Source organism: Schaedlerella sp. (assembly GCF_056796775.1).
In genome coordinates this window covers 41,811-65,963 of record NZ_JBQIKP010000025.1, presented here as the reverse complement: position 1 = coordinate 65,963, position 24,153 = coordinate 41,811, and the positions used below count along the sequence as shown (strand labels likewise).

Genomic DNA, 24,153 nt, shown 5'->3' with positions numbered 1-24,153 from the left:
TATTTAATGTGATTTCAAGGAAAGGGGAGAATGTATATGAACGTGAACTACAAATTTATTTTCGCTGCGGCTTTCGGTTTTTTATCCTCACTGCTGGGGGTATTGGCGATGCCGGTCTTGCTGGTGGTGCTGTGCAACATCATTGATTACGCCACCGGCCTGATGGCGTCCCCGTACCGCTCACAGGATATCAATTCCTATAAAAGTATCCGGGGAATCGGGAAGAAAATATGCATGTGGCTGCTGATCGTAGTGGGCGTCATCATTGACCAGACGTTATTGTATGCTTCGGACACGGTAGGAATCCGGATGCCGTTCACTTTTTTGGTGGCCTGCATCGTGGCTCTGTGGATCATCTGCAATGAGATCATCAGCATCCTGGAGAACGTGAAGGATATGGGAGTAAAAATCCCCGGCTTCCTGGAACCGCTGGTCAGGATCATCAAGTCCCAGGTGGAGGAGATGGGGGAACAGCAGGAAAGCGAAATAGAAAAGAAGCACAGAGAGGGCGAATGATCGTCCTCTCTTTTTGCGCCGGCGCAAAAGTCCGGCAGGAAGGAGAAAGATATGCCAAAACTATTTTACATTGCGGGACACGGTGCTGGGGATCCCGGAGCAACCGGAAACAAATATCAGGAAGCGGAAAGGGTCCGGGCACTTGGAAACAGATTAAAAGCAATCGGTGGAGCCAACGTGATCCTGGGGGATTTTAACAGGAACTATTATGCTGACAACGGGATCAGTACGCTGAATATACCAAAGGATTACCTGATCCTTGAAGCGCACATGGACGCAGGGGCACCATCTGCTAGAGGCGGGCACGTTATCATCAACGCGGGATTTACAGCGGACAAATATGATTCTGCGCTTGCGGCTATGCTTTCCAGGATTCTTCCAGGCAGTTCCAGTATGATTGTTGGGAGAAATGACCTTGCAAATCCGAACAGAGCGGCCGCATGTGGGTATAATTACCGTCTGGTAGAATTTGGATTTATTACAAACGCAGAGGATGTCCGGATATTTAATTCCAGGATGGATGATATTGCATGCGGGATCCTGGATGCGTTTGGAATTGGGAAATTAGAGTTGAAATCAGAGGAGGAAGAAGACATGAGAGAGATCGTTCAGGCGAAAAATGGAAAAGGGCAGTATTATTTTGACGGATATGCGTTGCATGGCTTTTCATCAGGAGCAGAAAAGAAGGTTATCATGGATATGTATAAGCGGCATACCGGAAGGGATCTGAAAACGCATGTTTATTCAGACGAGGACTTTGAGAAACTGGCCAAAGTTCTTGCAAGAAATGGAAAATAGACTTCGCAGCCAGACAGTGACTGAATGGTAAGGTGTGCCGATTCCGGCAGCCGCCCGGCAGGGCGTGCGGGTTCGAATCCTGTCTTTCCATGCGGAGTTTACTGAAGAGAGATATATTTATGTCATTTCTACCTTTTACGGGCCAGTTCTTCTGTGCCGATATCCGTCAAAATTCCGGTCACTTCCTTATACGGCATCGTATACCTCTGCGAAAGATACCGCATGGATGCGGCAAGTTCCCCGTCAGGACCACCAAACTGCGATATAATCACCTGTGCCATCTCCGGATTTGTCTGGGTGATCTTCACCGGATACTGCAGTCTTTTTTCATAATTCCACATAAATCAGCATCCCCCTTCCTGCCATGGCCATGGCTCATTGATCCAGTTCCATTTTTCGCAGTCGGAACAGACCGCGGTGTCGATCGTCAGAGGTCCGAAGTTCTCTGCGTATTCCTTCAGCGCTTCGTTGCGCATGCAGCTGTATTTTCGGAAAAATTCCATTGCCTCTTCATCGCACGGATGGGTGTCCAGATAAAGCTTCACGTCATCGACCGCAAAGCTGACTTCATTGATGTGGTTCAGCAGATCTGCCCTGCAGGTGAAATTTTTCATCGTTTCCAGCCCCCTCTCCCAAGAAACGGTTTGTTCAGTTCTTCAAAGATGGTGCCTGCGCAGAAACCTTCGCAGATATCGGAAATTCCGCACCAGGTCTGCCAGGGGACATATGCCATGGCAATGGGCATGCCGTAAAGCGGGTCATCCATCATGCGGGCACAGCTTTTCGGAACCTTGCGTTCCCGGCATTCGGCCGCCTCTTTTGCCTCCGGTATAGGCGCGCAGCATCCGCAGTCCTCCCTCTGCATGGGCTCCATTCTGGGTGCCGGTTCACAGCAGCGTGTATCCATCTGCGGAGCGGAGGACTGGCATCCCGTATGCATGCCGGGGCTGTGGCGCATCGGACGCATATTGCCCTGGCGTCCATAACGCATATTGTTTTGATAATTCGCCATTTGCGATTACTCCTTCCAAGATTCGGTTTACAATAATATACTATGGAAAAAAGACAAAAAAGGTTCCTTTCAAAAAATTACGTTGTTTTTATAAATAAAAAAAGCTATAATAATGAAGGATTAATTTCTGTTTCCAGTAAAAATCTAATGACAGTCTTGTATTGTTTGTCGTGGAAAACAGAATTTATGGGAATAATAGTTACGAATCACAGCCGTATGAGAAAATATGCCGCTTTGCGGCTGCGGCCGGCGCAATATTTACGGCAGATTTCATCGGCCGTGAGTATCATTGAAATTTTACGAATGAAAGATTCAGGCCAGATTACGGGATAAAGGAGATAAGGATTTATGTGTGGGTTTGCAGGATTTGTCGGGGAGGTTGAGAACCGGGAGAAGGTACTCGTGGATATGATGAATACCATCATCCATCGGGGACCGGACAGTGAAGGAAAGTTCGTGGACGGAGACGCGGCGCTGGGGTTTCGGCGTCTGAGCATCATCGACCTTTCGGAAGTCGGGGATCAGCCTTTATATAATGAAGATAAAAGCAAGGTGCTGGTGTTCAACGGGGAGATCTATAATTATCAGGAGCTGCGCAAAGAACTGGCGGAAGCGGGGCATGTGTTCGTATCCAATACGGATTCGGAGACTCTGCTCCACGGATACGAGGAGTGGGGGGAAAAGCTTTTGGACCGTCTGCGTGGCATGTATGCCTTTGCGATCTGGGACAGAAAAAAGAAGCGTCTGTTTGCGGCCAGAGATATTTTCGGGATCAAGCCCCTTTACTATGCACAGATGAACGGGACGCTGCTGTTCGGTTCGGAGATCAAGTCCTTTCTGGAACATCCGCGGTTTGACAAGATTTTTAATGAGGATGCCCTTGGAAATTATCTCTCCTTTCAGTTTGTGCCCACCAATGAGACCTTTTTTAAAGGCGTGTTCTGCCTGCAGCCCGGACATTATTTCCTGTATGAGAATGGAAAGCTGGAGATCAGGCGGTACTTTGAACCTCACTTTACCGGGGACTGCCAAAAGTCCTTCGAGGAAGTGGTGGAAGAGGTCGAGGCGGTCATGAAGGAGTCTGTGCAAATGCATAAGATCAGTGATGTGGAGGTGGCTTCGTATCTGTCCAGCGGCGTGGATTCCAGCTATCTCACCTATCTGGGACAGGTGGACCGCACGTTTACGGTGGGATTTGACGAGGGGAAGTACAGTGAGATTCAGGACGCGAAGGAATTTGCGGCAAGCATCCATATGCAGAATGACGCCAGGGTCATCACCCCGGAAGAATATTGGGACCGACTGTCGGATATTCAGTATTATATGGATGAGCCGGTGGCGGACCCGGCAGCGATCGCGCTCTTTTTTCTGAGCGAGGAGGCGGCCAAAAAAGTTAAGGTGGTGCTTTCCGGAGAGGGATCGGACGAGTTGTTCGGCGGATATAACATTTACTGTGAACCGTTGGAGCATACGGCCTTCAACAAGATCCCCATGTCGATCCGGCGTGTCCTTGGAAAATTTGCGGAGTACTGCCTGCCCCGACGGATGAAGGGCAGAGGCTTTCTGATGCGCCACGGCAAGACGCTGGAGGAACGTTATTTTGCGAATGCCACCAACATCTTTACGGAGCGGGAGGCAGACAAGCTTCTGAAAAAAGGATGCGCGCCGGGGATCCAGCGGGTGACAAAGCCCTTGTATGACCGTGTGAAGGGCAAGGACCCTGTCACGAAGATGCAGTATGTAGACCTTCACCTCTGGCTGGTCCATGATATCCTGATGAAGGGGGATAAGATGGGCATGGCAAATTCTCTGGAGGTGCGGGTGCCGTTTTTGGATAAGAAGGTGCTGGAGCTGGCACAGACACTGCCGCTGGACTACAAGGTCCGGGCGCCGAAGACGAAGGTTGCGCTGCGGGGGGCCGCGGAGAAGGTCATCCGGAGCAAGACCGCGGAAAAGAAGAAGCTGGGCTTCCCGATTCCAATCCGGGTGTGGCTCAGGGAAGAGAAATATTACCAAAGAGTGCGGGAGATGTTCACTTCGGAAGCGGCAAGGAAGTTTTTCAATACGGAAATCCTGCTGAAGATGCTGGATGGACATAAGAATGGCAAGAAAGTAAATGAAAAGACGGATGACAGCAGGAAAATCTGGTCGGTATATATCTTTTTGGTATGGTATGACAGGTTCTTTGGGCACGAAAAGCCGGTGCATCCGGCCAGGCTGTCGGCGGTCTGAGCAGTGCCGCATACCGGACGGGTTCCAATTCAAAAAGCTGCATGCAGGTAAGCCGCTGGATTGTAGCCGCAAAGACTGACATGCAGGTGATCTGCCGGATTGCAGCCGCACAGACAGAAAAGAATCAGCAGCCGCATAAAAATGGAAAAAGAATCAGCAGCCGTTTATAAAGGGGAGAGAATATGAGAAGCAGAACTGTACGGCCGCTCAGGCGGCGGGATCACGGGGCAGGTCAAAAGCAGAATGGTGACGGGTATTCGGGAAGTCATGCTCAGGTACGGCAGGCCCGGCAGAGCAGACAGACTGGCCCGCATGCGGACCAATCCTATGGCATGCAGCACTCCGTCTATGCTGTACCCCGGGAAGGAGAGCGATATCCGGAGGAAGAAAAGGACGGACGGAAAAAGCGCGGGATCCTTTCCAGAATCCTTGTTACGGATGCACAGTATTTTGATTATGACCTGCTGCTGGTGATCATTTTTCTGATGTGCCTTGGGCTGATTATGCTGTACAGTACCAGCTCCTATGAAAATGGGACCTACTATTTCAGCAGGCAGGCATTGTTCGGGGCTGCCAGCTTTGCCGTGATGCTCTTGGTATCTAAGATTGATTACCACATTTACGGTGCATTTTCGTTTGAATGCTATCTGCTGGCGATGCTTCTGATGGCGTTGGTGCAGACACCTCTCGGACACAGTGCCAACGGCGCCAGGCGGTGGATCAAGATTACGGAGTCGCTGACCTTCCAGCCGGCCGAGGTCATGAAGATCGCGATCATTCTGTTTATTTCCTATGAGCTCTGCCGGCTGGGAAATAAAGCACATACGAGGGAGGGGGTGGTCCGTGTCTTTGCGTTCGGCATTGCGGCGACTCTTGGGGTGAGGTATCTGACGGATAATCTGAGTACGGCCATCATCGTACTTGCGATCACTTGTATCCTGTATTTTGTCGTACATCCGAAGCTGAAGCCTTTCCTGGCCATGCTGGCAGGAGGATTTGTTATGCTTTTCGTATTGGTCAGCTTCCTCTCCGCGTCCATCTCCGAGAGCGACAATTTCCGGCTATCCCGGATCATTACCTGGCTGGATCCGGAAAACCATACAGATACCGGAGGATTCCAGGTCATGCAGGGATTGTATGCCATCGGCTCCGGAGGTTTTTTCGGGAAAGGGCTGGGAAACAGCACCCAGAAGCTTGGAGTCATCCCGGAGGCGCAGAATGATATGATCCTGGCCATTGTCTGTGAAGAACTGGGAGTGTTTGGATCTATCATCATTTTATTGCTGTTCGGTCTGTTGCTTTACCGTCTGATGTTCATCGCAAGAAATGCGCCGGACTTATATGGATCCCTGGTTGCGACGGGAATTTTTGCGCATATTGCGCTGCAGGTGATCCTGAATGTCATGGTCGTGACGAATACGATTCCGACAACAGGGATCACGCTGCCGTTTATCAGCTATGGCGGGACTTCGGTCCTGTTCCTGATGGTTGAGATGGGGATCGCGCTTGGGATCGCTAGGAAGATTAAGATAAAGGAAATGTAATTTCATGGTTGCTGTTCACACGGTGTCGCGCGCCTGCTGCACGGCGTCCGGCCAATCAAGTAACATTTCATGTGATTTCAAACAGAATCTGGAAAATAGTTCTTTTCAGGATAGGGAAAATATGATATAATCACATGTAGTAATGAATACTATATGAAATAGAATCATATTTGAAAGGCTTGGGACAGAATTATGAGTTATAAAGTGATTGTTGACAGCTGCGGGGAACTGACCGAGGAGATGAAAGCGAGCGGGAATTTTGAAACAGCATCTTTGACCATGGAAGTCGGGGGTGTCCGCATCATGGACGACACGTCCTTTGATCAGGCGGATTTTCTCAGAAGGGTTGCAGAATGCCCTGAGAGTCCGAAGTCGTCCTGTCCGTCACCGGAGGATTATATGGAGAAGTACCGCTGTGAGGCGGAGCGGGTCTATGCGGTGACACTGACGGCAGAGCTGAGCGGTTCCTATAACAGCGCGGTGCTGGCAAAGAACTTATATATAGAAGAATATGGAGAAAAGAACATTCATGTCTTTAATTCACGTTCCGCATCCATCGGGGAGACGCTGATTGCTATGAAGGTGCAGGAATGCGAAGAGACGGGAATGACATTCGAGCAGGTAGTCGATACGGTGGAGCGCTATATTGACGGACAGCATACGTATTTCGTGCTGGAGAATCTGGATACGCTCCGTAAAAACGGACGGCTCACCGGGATCAAGTCTCTGGTGGCCGGGGCGCTGAATATCAAGCCTGTGATGGCGGCCACGCCGGAGGGGACGATCTGTCAGATCGGTCAGGCCAGAGGCATCAAAAAGGCACTGGCGAAGATGGCAGACCAGATTGCGGAGGAAACCCAGGAAGCAGAGGAGAAGATCCTGGCAATTTCCAACTGCAACTGCAGGGAGCGTGCCCGGGAGGTCGAGAGGATGCTGCTGGCAAAGATGAAGGTGAAGGCCAGCTTTATCATTGACACGGCGGGGATCAGCAGCATGTATGCCAATGACGGCGGAATAATTGTTGTAGTTTGAAAAAAAATGTGATATACTTAGGGAACGGGCATTCGGAGAACGTTCGGTGAGGACGGCCGGAAGTTTTCCGGCTGTATAAATGATAGACAGCGCAGCAGATGAGTCTGCTGTCTGCCGCTCTGTACAAGAGTGCCTGAGCATAAAAAGGAGATCAGAAAGATGAGTCAGGAAAAGATAGACCGTTATAAACAGGAAAAAGCAAACCGGAAGAAGAATATGAAGAAGCAGCGCATGATGAGTTGGGCGCGCAAGGGTGTGCTGACTCTGGCTGGGCTGGCCCTGGTTGGCTGGCTGGGATACTCTGCGTATGACAGATTTTCTTCAAATAAAACCCGGGAGACGACGACGGTGAATTATGAAGCGGTGAATTCTTATTTGATCGATCTTACGGAGGAATAATCGTAAAAAAAGAAGCTGCTGTCTGAGGTGCAAAAGCCTTGGACAGCAGCTTTTTTATGATCATTTCTCCGAATTTTCTAATAGAACAAAGACTCTCCCGGAGTATATTCACAGCAGCGCATCTCAAAAAATGAAAAAAAAGGGTTGAAAAAGGGAGTGATGTGGGGTACAATGGATTCAAGTGGTAGAAAGTGGTGAACAGTGGAGTGAAATGGGGTGAAAGTGGAACCCGTTGACAGAAGGAGTTCTCAATGTTACTAGGGGAGTTTAATCACAGCATCGATGAAAAGGGCCGTTTGATCATCCCCGCAAAGCTGCGGGAGGATCTGGGCGACAGCTTTGTGATCTGCAATGGTCTGGAGGGCTGTCTGTTTGTGTATTCCCAGGAAGAGTGGAACAAATTCGTTCAGGAACTGGAAACCCTGCCACGTATGAACAAGGATGCCAGAATATTTAAGCGCTATTTCTTCGGAAGTGCTTCGGAGGGCAGTTTTGACAAGCAGGGGAGAGTGCTTGTCCCGCCTTCTCTCAGAAAAGCGGCACATCTTGAAAAGGACGTTGTCCTTGTGGGAGTTCAGGATCGTGTGGAGATCTGGGATAAGGAGCTTTGGGAAGAGAAGAGCATGGTCAGTGAAGAAGACCTGGATGCGATTGCGGAACGCATGGAAGCAATCGGGATCCGGATATAATGTGGTCAGCACACTAGGAGGATAGAATGGCATTTCAACACACTTCAGTCTTACTGAAAGAGACAGTAGACTCTCTGGCGGTGAAGCCGGACGGGATCTATGTAGACGCCACACTGGGCGGAGGTGGACATGCCTTTGAGGTGTGCAGACGTCTAAGCGACAAGGGGAGATTCATAGGGATAGATCAGGACGCTGCTGCGATCGAAGCAGCCAGTGTCCGCCTAGAGGGCTTTGGGAAGATGGTCACGGTCATTCGGAGCAATTATTGTGACATCGGCCCTCAGCTTCGGGCTGTCGGAATTAAAAAAGTCGATGGGATTGTTCTTGATCTGGGAGTATCCTCGTATCAGCTGGATAAGGCTGAACGGGGATTTTCTTACCGATTGGACGCGCCTCTGGACATGCGGATGGACCAGAGGCAGGTCCAGACGGCAAAGGATATCATTAATTCTTACAGTGAGCAGGACCTGTACCGTATCATTCGTGATTACGGGGAAGACAGGTTTGCGAAAAATATTGCAAAGCATATCGCAATGGAGCGGGAGAAGGCGCCGATCGAGACAACGGAACAGCTCAATGAAGTGATTCGGCATGCCATACCCATGAAGATCAGAAAGGCTTCCGGCCATCCGTCTAAACGGACGTTCCAGGCGCTTCGTATCGAACTGAACCGGGAACTGGACGTATTGGAGGGAACGCTGGATGAGATGATCGACATGCTGAATCCGGGGGGAAGGATCTGTATCATCACCTTCCATTCGCTGGAGGACAGGATTGTGAAGCGGACATTCCGCAGGCAGGAGAATCCCTGTACCTGTCCCAGCCATTTTCCGGTCTGTGTCTGCGGGAACGTTTCAAAGGGGAAGGTGGTCACGAACAAGCCGATCCTTCCTGGAAAGGAGGAACTGGAATATAACAGCCGTTCGAAGAGCGCGAAGCTGCGCGTTTTTGAACGGTCCTGATGACTTGAGATAATTGGAAGGAGTATATAAAATAGATTTTATCAGGAAGGGGAGAATCCTGGTAAAAAAGGAAAGGGGCGTAAGAACGATGGCATCGACAAAGACGACCACATATTCGATTTACGGAAGACAAGCTTATGAGAATTCTTTTCATGGAGATACCGTGAATCTGGATCTGTCTCAGATCAGAAGCAGCGTATCCCGGGGAACCACCCGCATCGGGTCGGTTGCGGATGAGTTGCGGCGTGGAAGTCAGGGCGGACAGGTATATGTGTACGACAACATTGCCCGTCAGCCAGAAGTTCCGCCCGTACACATGCCGGTTGGGGAACCGGAGTACAGACAAAAGACAAGCCGTCAGGTCCTTAAGAACCGGAGGCGGGCGCTGAGCATGAATACGGCTTATGCGGTATTTCTTGCGTCTGCGGCGATCTTTGCCGTAGTGATCTGTTCGCTGTATCTTAGACTGCAGTCGGAGACGGTTGCCAGATCGGAGAACATTACGGCGCTGCAGAGGGAGCTTGCGGAGCTGACGGAGAAGAACGATGCCGCGTATCAGGCGGCGGCAGATTCCATCAACCTGAACACCGTAAGGGACAGGGCGTTGAATCAGCTTGGGATGGTGTATGCGTCTCAGGGAAGAGTCGTATCCTATCAAAATCCGACAACAGACTGCGTGAAGCAGTATAATGACATTCCGGACAACGGCGTCCTGGCAAAGTCGGGAAAGCTGGCAGAGTAGGATACCGGCAGAGATCTCTGCGAACGGCGGCAGACGGGAACAAGCAGGAAGGAGTATACATACAGCGGCAGATGGCGGTACCAAAACGTAGAAACAGATTTGATTTTCTGACAAAAAAATTTCCAAAGAGGATGCAGGAAAAGCTGGTAATGGTCTTTATGGGAGTCGTACTAGCTTTTGTTGCTTTAATCGGAAAAATTACATATATCAATGCGTCGAAAGGAAGCGGCTACACGAAGATCGTGCTGGAACAGCAGCAGTACGACAGTCGGGTTATCCCCTACAAGAGGGGGGATATCGTAGACTGCAACGGAACCAGGATGGCAACCAGCGAACGGGTCTACAATGTGATCCTGGATGTATATGTGATGCTGTCGGAGGAAAAATATAAAAAGCCGACCATGGAGGTGCTGAAAACCGTATTCGGCATTCCCGAGGGAACGGTGCAGGAGATCATTGAGGAACGGCCCGACAGCCGGTATGAGATCCTTGCCAAAAAGATCTCCTATGAAAAGGCCCAGGAATTTGACGAGATTGATGGGGATGAAGAGAACTATCCGGACGTGCGGGGTATCTGGCTGGAGGAGGATTACCAGAGAAGCTACCCTTACGGCCGTCTGGCAAGTGATGTGGTCGGTTTTGTGGTAGGTACAAATGAGGGCGCGATCGGCATCGAAAGTGCCTATAATAACATTCTGAATGGGACAAATGGACGGGAATACGGATATTTTAACGACGACGCGACGATTGAACGGACTGTGAAGGCATCTAAAAACGGCAATACGGTGGTGTCGACCATTGATGTCACGCTACAGAGCATGGTGGAACAATGCATCCGGGAGTTCAATGAGGCGCATGCCGGAGAAGCCCGCCCGGGACAGCTTGGCAGCAAGAATACGGCGGTCATGATCATGAATCCGAATACAGGGGCGATCCTGGCGGAGGCATCCTACCCGGATTTTGATCTGAACAATCCGAGAGATCTGTCCATCCTGTATTCCGGGGAACAGTGGAGCGCCATGTCGGAGGAGGAACAGCTGACAGCCATGAATGATCTGTGGAGAAATTTTTGTGTCAGCGATACCTTTGAACCCGGGTCCACGGTCAAGCCGATGACCGTGGCGGCAGGACTGGAATCTGGGATCCTGCAGGGAGATGAAACCTATGCATGCTATGGGAGTCTTCATGTGGGAGACTATGACATTTCCTGCCACCAGAAGACCGGGCACGGGAACGAGACCGTACAGGATGCGGTGGCCTATTCCTGCAATGTGGCGATGATGCATATGGCGGAAAAGATCGGGGTGGATCATTTCCTGCGGTATCAGCACATCTTCGGCTTCGGAGAATATACAGGGATTGACCTTCCGGGAGAGGCCTATACGGAGGGACTTCTTTTTAATAAAGAAAATATGCTGGATGTGAACCTTGCCACCTGCTCCTTCGGACAGGGGTTTAATGCTACCATGACCCAGGTGGCGTCGGCTTTTTGCTCCCTGGTAAACGGGGGATACTATTATCAGCCTCATGTGGTGAAGCAGATTCAGGACGGGGACGGCAAGGTCGTGGAGATCAAGGATCCGGTACTGTTGAGAAAAACAGTGTCCGCCGAGACCGCAGAGCAGTTAAAGCCTTATCTGCGCGCGGTGATGGAATATGGGACCGGGATCAATGCCCAGGTTCCGGGCTATGACATCGGCGGTAAGACCGGGACCGCGGAAAAGCTTCCCAGGGAAGCGGAGAATTATGTGCTTTCCTTTATCGGCTGCGCGCCGCTGGAGAATCCGGAGGTGGTGGTCTACGTAGTGATCGATGAGCCTAATGTGGCAAGGCAGGAGACCAGCCAGTACGTACTGGAGCTGTCTCAGAAGATTATGGCCCAGGCATTTCCATACCTGGATATTACCATGAAAGAGGATGATGTTCCGGAGGAAACTAAGGAAGAGCAGCAGCCGGAAGACAATGCTGGACAGGAAGAGTATACATCCTATAACGAGAACTACGAGGATACCTATTCCAACCCGGACGGCGCTTATATCGACGAGGACTACAACCCGGATCTGGACGGATGGGCCGAAGAGATGCCGGTGGAATACCAGGTGCCTTATCCGGAAGAAGATACCCCGTGAGACGGCCGAACGGTCATAATGGGATGCCTATTGGATATAGGGAATAAGAAACGCATGCATAACCTTACAAAAGAGATAATATGTTATAAAAATATCTTTTGTAAGGTTTTTCTATGAAAAACAGGACATATAATAAGAAGAAGATGCTTGTTGTCTTCTGCGCGGCCTGTATCATTATTTTCGGTCTCATTGCCCGGCTGGTCTACCTGATGATCTTTGACGCCGGGTATTACCAGAAAAAAGCGGAGGCTCTTCACGAGAGGGAGCGTGAGATCAAGGCGGCCCGTGGCGAGATCGTGGACAGGAATGGCAACGTCCTGGCAACCAACAAGACGGTCTGTACGATTTCGGTTATCCACAGCCAGATCGAAGATCCCCAGGCCGTGATCCAAACCCTGGCCCGGGAACTGGAGATGGAGGAAGCCAGCGTGCGCAGGCGCGTGGAAAAGGTCTCCTCTATGGAAAAGGTAAAGACCAATGTGGACAAAGAGACCGGCGACCTGATTCGGGGATATAATCTGGCAGGAGTCAAGGTAGATGAAGATTTTAAGCGGTACTATGTCTATGATGAGCTTGCCTCCAAAGTGCTTGGATTTACAGGCGGCGACAACCAGGGCATTATCGGGCTGGAGGTCAAATATGAGGATGACCTGAAAGGAAAAAACGGAACCATACTGACAGTGACGGATGCCCGGGGAATTGAGCTGGAGGGCGTGGCGGAGGACCGGATAGAGCCGGTGGCGGGCAATACGCTGCAGATCAGCCTGGATTATAATATCCAGTTCTTCTGTACCCAGGCGGCTTACAAGGTGATGGAGGAAAAGCAGGCGGATAGTGTGTCGGTGATCCTGATGAACCCTCAGAACGGGGAGATCCTTGCTATGGTCAATGCACCGGAATTTAATCTGAATGATCCCTTTACTCTGAATGCGGATGCTTCCGGAGTTACCGATGAAGAGAAACAAAACCTGCTGAACCAGATGTGGAGAAACGGCTGTATCAACGATACCTACGAGCCGGGATCCACATTTAAGATCATCACATCCTCGGCCTGCCTGGAGGAGGGGGTGGTCAGCCTTTCGGACAGCTTTTCCTGCCCCGGATACCGGATGGTGGAGGATCGGAAGATCCGGTGCCATAAGGTGGGGGGACACGGTGCGGAGACCTTTGTCCAGGGACTGCAGAATTCCTGCAATCCGGTATTCATCGACATCGGCCTGAGACTGGGAGCGGACCGATTTTATGACTATTTTAAGCAATTCGGACTGATGAGCCTGACCAATGTAGATCTTCCGGGAGAGGCCGGAACAATCATGCATAAGAAAGAGGATATCGGGATCGTAGAGCTTGCGACCATGACCTTCGGGCAGTCCTTCCAGATCACCCCGATCCAGATGCTGACAACCGTCAGCTCGCTGATCAACGGCGGAAGACGAGTGACGCCCCACTTCGGGATGGCAGTCCTGGACCGAGACGGCACGCGGGTCAGGGAGTTTTCCTATAAAGAGAAAAAAGGAGTGGTATCGGAGGAAACGTCGGCCACCATGCGGACGCTTCTGGAAAGTGTTGTGGCCGAAGGCGGCGGAAAAAAGGCCTATATTGAAGGGTATCGGATCGGCGGCAAGACCGCGACCTCTCAGACGTTGCCCAGAAGCGCCCATAAGTATATCGCTTCCTTCATTGGCTTTACGCCGGCAGACGATCCCCGGGTCATCGGCATGGTGGTGATCCACAATCCCCAGGGTGTCTACTACGGTGGTACCATTGCGGCTCCGGTGCTGCAGAGCATCTATGACAATGTACTCCCTTACCTGGGCATCCAAAAAGAAATCGTAGAAAAAGAGGAAAATCGTGAAAATGCGGAATGAAACGCGGTAAGACAACTCATGATTGAAAAAGGGGACAGAATGCGGTATACTGTAAACGGTTAGACAAAAGAGATGTGAGGTGGATGTATGGCAGAACATATCGTGATACCAGTATTGATTTCATTTGCGCTGAGTGTGATCATGGGACCGGTGGTGATCCCATTTCTTAGAAAGCTGAAAGTCGGGCAGACGGAGCGTGCGGAGGGAGTGAAGTCGCATTTAAAGAAGGCGGGGACTCCGACTATGGGCGGTGTGATGATCCTGGTCAGCGTGATCATCACGTCACTGTTCTATGTGAAGGATTATCCGAAGATCATCCCGGTGCTGTTTCTGACAGTTGGATTCGGTCTGATCGGATTTCTGGATGATTATCTGAAGGTGGTGATGAAGCGTTCCGACGGATTGTATCCGGGACAGAAGATGGTGCTGCAGGTGGCGGTGACGGCGGTATTTGCGTTCTATCTTGTGAAGATCGCGGAGGTTCCGCTGGTGCTTTTGATCCCATTCTCCGGCGGGAGTTATCTGGATATCGGGTGGGTGGCTGTGCCGCTCTTGTTTGTGGCAGTTATCGGAACGGTCAACGGAACCAATTTTACGGACGGACTGGATGGGCTTGCGTCCAGCGTGACGGTACTGGTGGCGACCTTTTTTACCGTGGTGGCGATCGGATCCAAAAGCGGGATCGAACCGATCACCTGTGCGGTGGTGGGAGCTTTGATGGGATTCCTTCTATTTAATGTACACCCGGCCAGCGTATTTATGGGGGACACCGGTTCTCTGGCACTGGGCGGTTTTGTGGCAGGGACGGCTTATATGATGCAGATGCCTTTGTTCATTATCATCGTAGGCCTGATCTATGTGGTAGAAGTGGTATCTGTCATGATCCAGGTAACATATTTTAAGAAAACAGGCGGAAAAAGATTCTTTAAGATGGCACCGATCCATCATCATTTTGAATTGTGTGGATGGTCAGAGACACGGGTGGTCGCCGTATTTTCCATTACGACCGCGATCCTGTGCCTGATCGCATTGATGGGGGTATGATGATATGAGCATGGAGATCAAAGGAAAAAAAGTACTGGTATTTGGTTCGGGGATCAGCGGTGTGGCGGCAGGGCAGCTTTTGCTCAGCGAAGGCGCGGAGGTGATCCTGTATGACGGCAATGTTTCCCTGGACAGGGCAATGCTTCGAGCGGAGCTTTTAGAAGGCGCGGAAGGACTGCTTTCTTCGCCGGAGGAGAAAGAGAAGCTTTCCGGACGGGCGCGGGTGATCCTGGGAGATTTTCCGGAGGAGGAGCTGGATACCCTGGCGCTGGTGGTGATCAGCCCCGGTGTGCCGCTGGACCTGCCGGTGGTAAAACGGATGCATGAGATGCAGCTCCCGGTATGGGGCGAGATTGAACTGTCCTATGTGTACGGGCAGGGTGATGTGCTGGCCATTACCGGGACCAACGGGAAGACGACGACTACAGCGCTGCTGGGCGAGATCATGAAGAACTATAAAGAAAGCGTCTACGTGGTGGGTAATATCGGCAATCCATACGCCTGCGTGGCTTCGGAAACGAGGCCGGAATCCGTCATTGTGGCGGAGATGAGCAGCTTCCAGCTGGAAACGATACATACCTTCTGTCCGGTGGTCAGCGCGGTGCTGAATATCACTCCGGATCATCTGAACCGCCATCATACGATGGAAGCATATATTGAAGCAAAGAAAAATATCTTCCGCAACCAGACGGCGGAACATACCTGCGTACTGAACTATGAAGACGAAGTGACCAGAAGGTTCGGAGAAAATACGAACGCGCGGGTTCTATATTTCAGCAGCCGGCGTAAACTGGAAAGAGGGATCTGTCTGGACAGCAGCAGGATCATTTACCGGGATAAAGAACAGGTACAGATCTGCCGTACAGATGAGCTCCAGCTCCTGGGGGTCCATAACTATGAAAATGTGATGGCTGCTGCGGCCATGGCGATCGCATACGGGGTTCCCATGGAGATCATCCGGAAGACTGTAAAAAAATTCAAAGGAGTAGAACACCGGATTGAATTTGTGGCAGAGACAGCCGGTGTGGCGTATTACAATGATTCCAAGGCCACCAATCCGGACGCGGCCATCCGGGGCATCCAGGCCATGAACCGGCCCACGCTCCTGATCGGCGGTGGCTATGACAAAAATTCCGATTATGAGGACTGGATCCGTGCCTTTCACGGGAAGGTCAAAAAGCTGGTGCTGCTGGGGCAGACCGCAGAAAAGATCGCGGCTGCGGCGCACAGGCTGGGATTTGAGGATACGATCCTGGTAGAGACCTTTGAGGAGGCGGTAAAGACCTGCGTGAGATTTGCCATGCCGGGTGATGCGGTACTGCTTTCCCCTGCCTGCGCAAGCTGGGGAATGTTTAAAAATTATGAAGAACGGGGAGATAAATTCAAAGAGCTTGTGCAGCAGCTGAGTACGCTCTGAGCTGCGGAACATCTATCGTTAAGGAGTGGATTTATATGCCCAAAAAGCAGGGCCGGCGGCGCTATGACTACACGATGCTGACGGTGGTGCTTGTTCTGGTCGTGATTGGTCTGGTGCTTCTCTACAGCACCAGTACCTACAACGGGCAGGTCAAGTTCCACGATCCGTTCTACTATCTGAAAAAACAGGGATTTGCGACGGTACTTGGACTGGCAGGGATGTTTTTTGTCGCCGGGATCGACTACCATAAATGGGTGCCTCTGGCCAATCTGGGTTATCTGACGGCAGTGCTTTTGTCCGTTGCGGTCATGTTTGTGGGAGACGAATACAATGGGTCCAAAAGATGGCTGTCTTTGGGCCCTGTTTCATTTCAGCCTTCGGAATTTGCCAAGGTGGCGATCATCTTTTTCCTGGCCTGCCTGGTGACGAAGCATGTAAAGACCATGGGAAAATTCACCACGCTGATTCGGGTGATGCTTCCCGTGCTTCCCGTCGTGGCCCTGGTGGGGGCCAGTAATCTGAGCACCGCTATCATCATCCTGGGAATTGCGGCAGTCCTGATCTTCGTGGCAAGCCCAAAGTATGTGCAGTTTATCGCGATGGGAGCAGCAGGCATCGGATTTATGGGAATCTTTCTGGCGCTGGAAAGTTACCGCCTGGAGCGTCTGGCAATCTGGAGAAACCCGGAGCAGTATGAGAAGGGATATCAGACTCTGCAGGGGCTGTATGCCATCGGTTCGGGAGGACTTTTTGGCAGAGGGCTGGGAGAGAGCGTACAAAAGCTGGGTTTCCTGCCGGAGGCGCAGAATGACATGATCTTTTCGATCATCTGTGAGGAGCTGGGCCTGGTCGGGGCAAGCTTCATCGTGCTCTTGTTTCTGATCCTGATCTGGCGCTTTTTCGTGATCGCCACCCGGGCCAAGGATCTGCTGGGCGCTTTGATCGCGTCAGGGGCCATGGCTCATATGATGATCCAGGTGATCCTGAACATTGCTGTTGTGACGAATTCCATTCCCAATACCGGTATCACGCTGCCCTTTATCAGCTATGGGGGAACCTCTGTTTTGTTCCTGCTGCTGGAAATGGGGCTTGTGCTCAGCGTATCTGTGGCCTGCGGTTCGGCAGGCGGCAAACCATAAAGAAGAAACAGACGGACCTGACCTTGCGGGCTCTCCTGCAAAAGACGGTCTTGTCAGCGACAAACCATAAGGAGGAATTTCATGACAGCGAAGAGAAGTCCGGAGGGCAGCACTCGACGGATTCCATCCGGCGGTCCTCCCGGCCGGGGAATGGACAGAGAAGAAGCATATGACGACCGCCGGAGCGCGCGCCGATCCGGAACCGCGCAGAGACCTGCGGACCGCAGAAATTCCGAAAGCTCAGGAGGCGGGGAGCAGAGCCGCCCGACTGGAAGCCGGTCTGCTCCTGCAAGAGGGGATGGCCGTATGTCCGGAAGCCGGTCCGCTCCTGCAAGAGGGGATGGCCGTATGTCCGGAAGCCGGTCCGCTCCTGCAAGAGGGGATGGTCGTATGTCCGGAAGCCGGTCCGCTCCTGCAAGAGGGGATGGTCGTATGTCCGGAAGCCGGGCGGCTCCTGTAAGAGGAGCGCCGCCTGAGAGACGTTCCGAAAAACAAAAAGAAGGCAGGTCCGGCGCGGCCAAGAGAAGCGGAAGCGGACCAAGTCAGAGCAGACAGGCCCGGGAGAAAAGCTCGGGAAGAGCTCCGGGCAGCAAAGCAAAGGCAGGCCATGCAAGGGAGAACCGGGAAGGCCGTCAGATGCCTGAATCCGGAAGACAGGGAAAACAGGCCGAAAGGCCGAAATCCCGGTGGAAGCTTCTGCTGATAATCCTGCTGGGGACTGCGTTCATAGCGGGTGTGGGTTTCCTTGCGATCCAGCTGTTTGAGACAAAGAAGATCACAGTTACCGGCAATCAGTATGTTTCAGAGCAGGAGGTCATCGACTGGCTTCTGGCGGATGAGTATTCCGGCAATTCTCTGTATTTATTGTGGAAATATAACCAGAATGATGTGCAGCAGCTTCCCGCTGTAGAAGAGACGAAGGTAGGACTCAAAAACCTGGTGGAGGTTCAGGTGCAGGTGAAGGAAAAAAGCTTCAGCGGACGGATTGACTATAATGAGGCGTTTTTGTATTTTGACCAGGAAGGGATCGCTTCCCTGATCACCGGAACCGAGATCGAAGGGGTACCTTATATAGAAGGAATGGAGATCAATCCGGAGGAAGTCCTTCTTGGGAGTGTGCTTCCGGTTACGGACGGACAGATCTTTGAGGAATTGAAGACTTTGATGCCGCTGCTGGAAAAGCAGGAATTGTCTCCGGACAGGATTAGCTGTGCGGGGGCGGATCTGACCCTGCATTTCGGGGGTGTCCGGGTGCAGATCGGAAGCGGCCAGTTTGCGGACAGGCTGGCCCAGGTGCCGCCGATCTTGGAAAAGCTGGCCGAGCTGTATGCGGATCAGACAGGAGTCCTTCATCTGGAAAATTATGATATTTCCGGGAGCTCCATCCGCTTTGTGCCGGACACCGCAGCGCAGCCTCAGCCCGAAACCCAGTGATCAGAACGAAAAAATGGAAAAAAGGTGCATAAATTGATTAAAAAAATCAGAAAATACACAAAAATCTATTGATTATTTCCCGAAAAGACTTTATTATATACTTATTGGATTGTATCATTCAATGGTAAGGAATGCTAGAGTATTGATAATAGATGATAAAGGAGGAAGTACTCTTGTTAGAAATTAAAACCAACGAATCAGAAGCTGCCGCGCGAATTATCGTAATCGGAGTCGGCGGAGGCGGCAACAATGCTGTGAACCGTATGATTGATGAACAGATTGCAGGTGTAGAATTTATTGCGATCAATACAGATAAACAGGCACTGCAGTTATGCAAGGCACCCACTCTGATGCAGATCGGAGAAAAGCTTACCAAGGGGCTTGGCGCCGGAGCACAGCCGGAAGTAGGCGAGAAGGCGGCGGAGGAGAGCGAGGAAGATATCTCTGCTGCTCTCAAAGGTGCGGACATGGTATTCGTAACCTGCGGGATGGGCGGCGGAACCGGAACCGGCGCGACTCCGGTTGTGGCAAGGATTGCGAAGAATCAGGGGGCTTTGACGGTGGGGGTTGTGACCAAGCCGTTCCGCTTTGAGTCCAGAACCCGTATGGCGAATGCGCTTGCGGGGATCGACAAGTTAAAAGAGAGTGTGGACACTTTGATCGTCATTCCCAATGACAAGCTGCTGGAGGTTGTGGATAGAAGAACGACCATGCCGGAGGCTTTGAAGAAGGCGGACGAGGTCCTGCAGCAGGGTATCCAGGGCATCACGGACCTGATCAATGTGCCGTCCCTGATCAACTTGGACTTTGCGGATGTCCAGACTGTCATGAAGGACAAGGGTATCGCCCACATTGGAATCGGTGAGGGACGCGGGGATGACAAGGCACTTGAGGCTGTGAAGCAGGCAGTGGCAAGTCCTCTGCTGGAGACTACGATCCAGGGTGCTTCCCACGTGATCATCAATGTATCCGGCGACATCACTCTGATGGATGCATCGGACGCGGCAGAATTTGTACAAGAGCTCGCCGGAGAGAACGCAAATATCATCTTCGGTGCTACTTATGATGACTCCAAGTCTGATGAAGCGAAGATCACCGTGATTGCTACGGGCTTACATAATGTAGGCGGCAGTTCTTCCAAGCTCAAAGCAAGACTGGAAGGACAGCAGAAGATGGGATCCATCCTTCCTTCCGGAGATATGGTGAGCCGGATGCCGATGGACGGAGGCGCAATGAGAAGCGCGGGAACCAGAGCTCCGGCAGGCACACGGCCGATGGGAGGTCCGTCTCCAACGATCCAGCCAAGAACGACTTCCAGCAATGTAAGGGAACAGTCGATCAAGATTCCGGATTTCTTTAAAAAATAGTATGGAAAACCAGCCTGCGGCGGTTTTTCTGCATACAATGGCATTTCAAAACCGCTTTTCTTTTATGGGAAAAGCGGTTTTTTTGTCGAACTTTTTTGTCGAAATATATTCTCAAAGTCTCGTCAGCATCTGACAAAAATCCGATATGGTACGGCATATAATAATTTTTGTGCATGAGGACTTGTTCGGCCATCCTGGAGAGGGAAGTGAAGCATGTATTATGAGCTGTACATAGATGTATTGTTTCTGATCAATTTTATGATGGACTCTCTGCTCCTTATGGCAGTCAAAAAGGTGCTGAGATGTCCGGTAAAAAATGGCCGCGTGTTTGTCGGGAGCGGACTCGGAGCCGTTCTCACATGTGTGCTCGTGGCGCTGCCGCTGCCGACTGCGGTGAGGCTTTTGGCTTATTATGCGGGGATTCCCAGCATGATGATCCGGGTCGGACTGGATATACGTAAGGGAAGGCAATTTTGGAAAGCCTTCGGTCTTTTATACGTATCGGCATTTCTGATGGGAGGAATGCTGCAGATCCTCCGGCCCTGGGTTCGGACAGGAAGTATTTTTTTTGCCTCGGCAGTGCCCATTTACTATCTGATGTACGGAATCTGGAGATTCCTGACCATGCTGAGAAAACAGGAGGAGCGGCTCTGCGAAGTTGTGCTGCACGTAGGGCCGGAAACGTACAGGATGCATGCGCTGTTGGATACAGGAAACGGATTGACCGATCCCATATCAGGGGACCCGGTGAGCGTCATTGATCCAGCCTGCGCGCAGAAGATGCTGGAGAAAGAAAGAACAGATACGGGGGTACGGTATATCCCTTACCGCACGGTTGGCGGGGAAGGGGTGATGCCTGTATTCCGGGCAGAACAGATGGAGGTCTTTCTGCCGGGAGAAAAGGGGGAGTTCAGAATGCGGCGTCCGATCATCGGAATCTGTGAGGGTCAGATTTCAGGACATGAGGAGTATCAGATGATCTTGAATCCGGATGTTCTGGCCTGCTGATCCTTTGCGGACGACTGATGACAGGAGGATACGGGAAATAATCCGTATTTGAAATCTGCCGCGCAGATTGGTTACAAATAAAGGAGGAAAAAAAGAATGGTTGTTAAGGTAGCCGTACCACGACAGTTTAAGCTGAAAATTATACCGGATTTCAGAGGGATTTTCTTTTCCAATCAGAAGGAGATTCATTACATAGGGGGATCGGAGGTGCTTCCGGCGCCGCTCGAGACCGAGGAAGAATCAGAAGTGATTGACAGGCTCGGGACTGAGCGGGATGAGCAGGCCAAAAAACTGCTGATCGAACACAATCTGCGGCTGGTCGTCTATATCGCGAAAAAATTTGACAACACGGGGGTAGGAGTGGAGGATCTGATCTCAATCGGGACCATCGGACTGATCAAGGCGATCAATACCTTTAATCCGAATAAAAATATCAAGCTGGCCACCTATGCCTCCCGATGTATCGAAAATGAGATATTGATGTATCTGCGACGGAATAATAAGACGAAGATGGAGGTATCCATTGATGAACCTCTGAATGTAGACTGGGACGGAAATGAACTGCTGCTTTCCGATATCCTGGGAACCGAGGAGGACACGATCACCAAGGACCTGGAAAACGAGGCGGAACGGCGGCTCCTTGTGAAGGCCATCAATAAGCTGTCCAGCCGGGAAAAGCTGATCGTCCGCATGCGTTTCGGACTGGACAATCCGGACGGAGAGGAGAAGACCCAGAAAGAGGTGGCGGATTATCTGGGGATCTCCCAGTCCTACATCTCACGGCTTGAGAAAAAGATCATGCAGCGGCTGAAACGGGAGATGGTGCGTTACCAGTAAAAAATGGAATATCAGTTCATGCCCGCAGGATGCTTCGGCCAGCCGCTGGGTAAAAAAATCCTTTACGCTTCACCAATACAATGCTATAATATCCACAGGACTAATCATTTTAATTTGCAGGTTCCATTTCCTGATACCAGGATATTCAGGTCTGATATTCCGGGGGCGGGATATGGATCTTGCAGGAGAGCGTGGTGAAGAGAATGAAACTGACATTTGTTGGGGCTGCCCACGAGGTGACTGGAAGCTGTCATCTGCTGCAGGCGGCGGGGAAGAACATTCTGGTGGACTGCGGTATGGAACAGGGGATTGACCTGTATGAGAATCCCGGGCTTCCGATCGCGGAGAATGAGGTCGATTATGTGCTGCTGACCCATGCCCACATCGACCATTCGGGCATGATCCCGAAGCTGGTGAAGGAAGGCTTCAAGGGCGAGGTGGTAAGTACCTTTGCCACATCGGACCTGTGCAATATCATGCTTCGCGATAGCGCCCACATTCAGGAATTTGAGGCAGAGTGGCGCAACAGAAAGGGCAAGCGTGCCGGCTATCCGGAATATGAGCCTGTTTATGTGATGCAGGACGCGCTGGACGCGATCGAGCTGTTCAGGCCCTGCGGCTACGGACAGAGGATCCAGCTCTGTGAAGGGATTGAGGTCCGTTTTACGGATGTGGGACATCTGCTGGGGTCTTCCAGTATTGAGATCTGGGTGACGGAAGGAGAGGAACAGCGCAAGATCGTATTCTCCGGTGACGTAGGAAACCAGAACCAGCCGATCCTCCGGGAACCGTCCTATACGGAGGAGGCGGATTATGTGGTCATCGAATCTACATATGGAAACCGGCTCCATTCCACGGAAAAGGTGGATTATATCGGGACATTTACCCGGATCGTCAAGGAGACTTTTGACAAGGGCGGCAATGTGGTGATCCCGTCCTTTGCGGTAGGACGTACCCAGGAGCTTCTGTATTTTATCCGGGAGATCAAGGAGCAGAACCTCCTGCCGGAATACGCGGATTTTGAGGTATACCTGGACAGCCCGCTGGCTATTGAGGCTACCAAGGTGTTTACAAAGAACATGAAAGGCTGTTTTGACGAGGCGGCCTTAAAGCTGGTCAATTCCGGGATCAACCCGCTGGTGTTCCCGGGGCTGAAGATCTCGACGGGCAGCGAGGATTCTAAGCAGATCAACTTTATCGAGAGGCCGAAGGTGATCATATCTGCTTCCGGCATGTGTGAGGCCGGGCGGATCCGCCACCATCTGAAGCATAACCTGTGGCGGGAGGAATGCACGATCCTGTTCGTTGGCTACCAGGCGGGAGGCACGCTGGGACGCCGGATCCTGGAGGGCGAGAAGGAGGTCAAGCTTTTCGGCGAGACCATCGAAGTCCGGGCACGGATCGAAAGCCTGAAGGGAATCAGCGGACATGCGGACCTGGACGGGCTGCTGAAGTGGCTGGAAGGTTTCAAAAAACCTCTGAAGCGGGTATTTGTCGTTCACGGCGAGGATACGGTGACAGAGGAATTTGCCCAGACCGTGGAGGAAAAGTTCGGATTTCCGGCATTTGCGCCGTTCCCCGGCGGAGAAGCGGATCTGATTGCGGATGAGATCCTTTCCGAGGGCGTCCGGATTCCGGTTAAGACCAAGAAGCCGGCACAGAAGAAGGCTGACGCGGCGACAGAACGTCTGCTTTCCGCTGCCAGATGGCTTGTGGAAGTGGCTGCCAGATGTGAGGGCATGGCCAATAAGGATAAGGCGAAGTTTGAGGCTCAGATCCTGAATCTTGCGGATAAGTGGGAGATCAAGTAATAAAAAGCGACTGTAAACAATGAGAAAGCCATGCGCCGGTGCATGAAGGCAGATGCCGGTGCATGGTGTATTGTGATGTGAAAAAGGCCGTGTATGGGATTGCCGGTATGCGGGAACATCAAAGAGGATCTTGAAAGGGGGAATGCCGGCTGAGGTGCCGCCAAAGATGCAGA

The 24,153-nt window shown here is 51.6% G+C and carries 21 protein-coding genes, 1 tRNA gene and 1 pseudogene; 20 read left to right on the top strand and 3 right to left on the bottom strand.

Translation table 11 applies throughout. The annotated features are described in order from the left end of the window. Positions 1-36: 36 nt before the first annotated feature. The 3 genes from ACTOY7_RS12495 to ACTOY7_RS12485 all read left to right on the top strand — a co-directional run bounded on the left by ACTOY7_RS12495 (position 37) and on the right by ACTOY7_RS12485 (position 1,405). The gene (locus ACTOY7_RS12495) at positions 37-516 is read left to right on the top strand and encodes a phage holin family protein (RefSeq protein WP_160285298.1); all 480 of its coding nucleotides are present in this window, start codon (positions 37-39) and stop codon (positions 514-516) included. Positions 517-567: 51 nt separating this feature from the next. Next, positions 568-1,314: an N-acetylmuramoyl-L-alanine amidase gene (locus ACTOY7_RS12490; RefSeq protein WP_482670998.1), complete on the top strand. Its 747-nt coding sequence runs from the start codon at positions 568-570 to the stop codon at positions 1,312-1,314. A 10-nt stretch (positions 1,315-1,324) separates the two neighbouring features. Next, positions 1,325-1,405 (top strand) — tRNA-OTHER (locus ACTOY7_RS12485). A 49-nt stretch (positions 1,406-1,454) separates the two neighbouring features. Here ACTOY7_RS12485 and ACTOY7_RS12480 read toward each other — a convergent pair. From ACTOY7_RS12480 to ACTOY7_RS12470, 3 genes and pseudogenes are all read right to left on the bottom strand, one after another. Next, a pseudogene (locus ACTOY7_RS12480) lies at positions 1,455-1,655 on the bottom strand (manganese catalase family protein); the annotation flags it as partial. A 3-nt stretch (positions 1,656-1,658) separates the two neighbouring features. Next, positions 1,659-1,928 carry a spore coat protein CotJB gene (locus ACTOY7_RS12475; RefSeq protein ID WP_160283199.1) on the bottom strand — a complete coding sequence of 90 codons (270 nt, stop codon included), beginning with the start codon at positions 1,926-1,928 and terminating at the stop codon, positions 1,659-1,661. Then, positions 1,925-2,326 (bottom strand): spore coat associated protein CotJA, encoded by a 402-nt coding sequence (locus ACTOY7_RS12470; protein ID WP_482670999.1) that lies wholly within the window; start codon positions 2,324-2,326, stop codon positions 1,925-1,927. The genes ACTOY7_RS12475 and ACTOY7_RS12470 overlap by 4 nt, the downstream gene beginning before the upstream one ends. Positions 2,327-2,674: 348 nt before the next feature. On the opposite strand from ACTOY7_RS12470, the gene asnB reads away from it, so the two are divergent. From asnB to ACTOY7_RS12385, 17 genes are all read left to right on the top strand, one after another. Then, positions 2,675-4,558, top strand: a complete 1,884-nt coding sequence (gene asnB, locus ACTOY7_RS12465) for an asparagine synthase (glutamine-hydrolyzing) (protein WP_160283201.1) — start codon at positions 2,675-2,677, stop codon at positions 4,556-4,558. 182 nt (positions 4,559-4,740) lie between these two features. Beyond that, positions 4,741-6,102, top strand: a complete 1,362-nt coding sequence (locus tag ACTOY7_RS12460) for an FtsW/RodA/SpoVE family cell cycle protein (protein ID WP_482671000.1) — start codon at positions 4,741-4,743, stop codon at positions 6,100-6,102. A gap of 192 nt (positions 6,103-6,294) precedes the next feature. Then, entirely contained in the window at positions 6,295-7,134 is an 840-nt protein-coding gene (locus ACTOY7_RS12455) for a DegV family protein (protein ID WP_482671001.1), read from the top strand. A gap of 159 nt (positions 7,135-7,293) precedes the next feature. Further along, positions 7,294-7,533, top strand: a complete 240-nt coding sequence (locus tag ACTOY7_RS12450) for a hypothetical protein (protein ID WP_160283203.1) — start codon at positions 7,294-7,296, stop codon at positions 7,531-7,533. 251 nt (positions 7,534-7,784) lie between these two features. Further along, positions 7,785-8,222 carry a division/cell wall cluster transcriptional repressor MraZ gene (mraZ, locus tag ACTOY7_RS12445; protein WP_016293710.1) on the top strand — a complete coding sequence of 146 codons (438 nt, stop codon included), beginning with the start codon at positions 7,785-7,787 and terminating at the stop codon, positions 8,220-8,222. A gap of 26 nt (positions 8,223-8,248) precedes the next feature. After that, positions 8,249-9,184, top strand: coding sequence for a 16S rRNA (cytosine(1402)-N(4))-methyltransferase RsmH (rsmH, locus tag ACTOY7_RS12440; RefSeq protein ID WP_160283204.1), 936 nt, complete (start codon positions 8,249-8,251; stop codon positions 9,182-9,184). An 88-nt stretch (positions 9,185-9,272) separates the two neighbouring features. After that, positions 9,273-9,926, top strand: a complete 654-nt coding sequence (locus ACTOY7_RS12435; RefSeq protein ID WP_160283205.1) for a hypothetical protein — start codon at positions 9,273-9,275, stop codon at positions 9,924-9,926. Between the two features lie 71 nt (positions 9,927-9,997). Next, on the top strand, positions 9,998-12,055 hold the full coding sequence (locus ACTOY7_RS12430) for a peptidoglycan D,D-transpeptidase FtsI family protein (protein WP_482671002.1): 2,058 nt from the start codon (positions 9,998-10,000) through the stop codon (positions 12,053-12,055). A 113-nt stretch (positions 12,056-12,168) separates the two neighbouring features. Then, the gene (locus ACTOY7_RS12425; RefSeq protein ID WP_394682767.1) at positions 12,169-13,923 is read left to right on the top strand and encodes a peptidoglycan D,D-transpeptidase FtsI family protein; all 1,755 of its coding nucleotides are present in this window, start codon (positions 12,169-12,171) and stop codon (positions 13,921-13,923) included. 87 nt (positions 13,924-14,010) lie between these two features. Next, positions 14,011-14,967: a phospho-N-acetylmuramoyl-pentapeptide-transferase gene (gene mraY, locus ACTOY7_RS12420; protein WP_160283207.1), complete on the top strand. Its 957-nt coding sequence runs from the start codon at positions 14,011-14,013 to the stop codon at positions 14,965-14,967. Between the two features lie 10 nt (positions 14,968-14,977). Then, positions 14,978-16,384: a UDP-N-acetylmuramoyl-L-alanine--D-glutamate ligase gene (gene murD, locus ACTOY7_RS12415; RefSeq protein WP_482671010.1), complete on the top strand. Its 1,407-nt coding sequence runs from the start codon at positions 14,978-14,980 to the stop codon at positions 16,382-16,384. Between the two features lie 35 nt (positions 16,385-16,419). Further along, complete coding sequence (locus tag ACTOY7_RS12410) at positions 16,420-17,523, top strand: FtsW/RodA/SpoVE family cell cycle protein (RefSeq protein WP_160283208.1); 1,104 nt, start codon at positions 16,420-16,422, stop codon at positions 17,521-17,523. Positions 17,524-17,604: 81 nt separating this feature from the next. Next, entirely contained in the window at positions 17,605-18,957 is a 1,353-nt protein-coding gene (locus ACTOY7_RS12405) for a cell division protein FtsQ/DivIB (protein WP_482671003.1), read from the top strand. A gap of 173 nt (positions 18,958-19,130) precedes the next feature. Next, the gene (ftsZ, locus tag ACTOY7_RS12400; RefSeq protein ID WP_160284018.1) at positions 19,131-20,324 is read left to right on the top strand and encodes a cell division protein FtsZ; all 1,194 of its coding nucleotides are present in this window, start codon (positions 19,131-19,133) and stop codon (positions 20,322-20,324) included. Positions 20,325-20,537: 213 nt separating this feature from the next. Further along, positions 20,538-21,332: a sigma-E processing peptidase SpoIIGA gene (locus tag ACTOY7_RS12395; protein ID WP_482671004.1), complete on the top strand. Its 795-nt coding sequence runs from the start codon at positions 20,538-20,540 to the stop codon at positions 21,330-21,332. 96 nt (positions 21,333-21,428) lie between these two features. Next, on the top strand, positions 21,429-22,169 hold the full coding sequence (gene sigE, locus ACTOY7_RS12390) for an RNA polymerase sporulation sigma factor SigE (RefSeq protein ID WP_016293722.1): 741 nt from the start codon (positions 21,429-21,431) through the stop codon (positions 22,167-22,169). A gap of 203 nt (positions 22,170-22,372) precedes the next feature. Continuing rightward, positions 22,373-23,980, top strand: coding sequence for an MBL fold metallo-hydrolase RNA specificity domain-containing protein (locus ACTOY7_RS12385; RefSeq protein WP_160284020.1), 1,608 nt, complete (start codon positions 22,373-22,375; stop codon positions 23,978-23,980). The last annotated feature ends 173 nt before the right edge of the window (positions 23,981-24,153 follow it).

Bases quoted from the DNA above. Each gene is read 5' to 3' on its own strand.
- mraY (WP_160283207.1), top strand. From the start codon at position 14,011: ATGGCAGAACATATCGTGATACCAGTATTGATTTCATTTGCGCTGAGT.
- ACTOY7_RS12460 (WP_482671000.1), top strand. From the start codon at position 4,741: ATGAGAAGCAGAACTGTACGGCCGCTCAGGCGGCGGGATCACGGGGCA.
- ACTOY7_RS12430 (WP_482671002.1), top strand. From the start codon at position 9,998: ATGGCGGTACCAAAACGTAGAAACAGATTTGATTTTCTGACAAAAAAA.
- ACTOY7_RS12395 (WP_482671004.1), top strand. From the start codon at position 20,538: ATGTATTATGAGCTGTACATAGATGTATTGTTTCTGATCAATTTTATG.
- sigE (WP_016293722.1), top strand. From the start codon at position 21,429: ATGGTTGTTAAGGTAGCCGTACCACGACAGTTTAAGCTGAAAATTATA.
- ACTOY7_RS12405 (WP_482671003.1), top strand. From the start codon at position 17,605: ATGACAGCGAAGAGAAGTCCGGAGGGCAGCACTCGACGGATTCCATCC.
- ACTOY7_RS12435 (WP_160283205.1), top strand. From the start codon at position 9,273: ATGGCATCGACAAAGACGACCACATATTCGATTTACGGAAGACAAGCT.
- ACTOY7_RS12475 (WP_160283199.1), bottom strand. From the start codon at position 1,928: ATGAAAAATTTCACCTGCAGGGCAGATCTGCTGAACCACATCAATGAA.
- ACTOY7_RS12450 (WP_160283203.1), top strand. From the start codon at position 7,294: ATGAGTCAGGAAAAGATAGACCGTTATAAACAGGAAAAAGCAAACCGG.
- asnB (WP_160283201.1), top strand. From the start codon at position 2,675: ATGTGTGGGTTTGCAGGATTTGTCGGGGAGGTTGAGAACCGGGAGAAG.
- ACTOY7_RS12490 (WP_482670998.1), top strand. From the start codon at position 568: ATGCCAAAACTATTTTACATTGCGGGACACGGTGCTGGGGATCCCGGA.
- ACTOY7_RS12410 (WP_160283208.1), top strand. From the start codon at position 16,420: ATGCCCAAAAAGCAGGGCCGGCGGCGCTATGACTACACGATGCTGACG.
- rsmH (WP_160283204.1), top strand. From the start codon at position 8,249: ATGGCATTTCAACACACTTCAGTCTTACTGAAAGAGACAGTAGACTCT.
- ACTOY7_RS12495 (WP_160285298.1), top strand. From the start codon at position 37: ATGAACGTGAACTACAAATTTATTTTCGCTGCGGCTTTCGGTTTTTTA.
- ACTOY7_RS12470 (WP_482670999.1), bottom strand. From the start codon at position 2,326: ATGGCGAATTATCAAAACAATATGCGTTATGGACGCCAGGGCAATATG.
- murD (WP_482671010.1), top strand. From the start codon at position 14,978: ATGGAGATCAAAGGAAAAAAAGTACTGGTATTTGGTTCGGGGATCAGC.
- ACTOY7_RS12425 (WP_394682767.1), top strand. From the start codon at position 12,169: ATGAAAAACAGGACATATAATAAGAAGAAGATGCTTGTTGTCTTCTGC.
- mraZ (WP_016293710.1), top strand. From the start codon at position 7,785: ATGTTACTAGGGGAGTTTAATCACAGCATCGATGAAAAGGGCCGTTTG.
- ACTOY7_RS12385 (WP_160284020.1), top strand. From the start codon at position 22,373: ATGAAACTGACATTTGTTGGGGCTGCCCACGAGGTGACTGGAAGCTGT.
- ACTOY7_RS12455 (WP_482671001.1), top strand. From the start codon at position 6,295: ATGAGTTATAAAGTGATTGTTGACAGCTGCGGGGAACTGACCGAGGAG.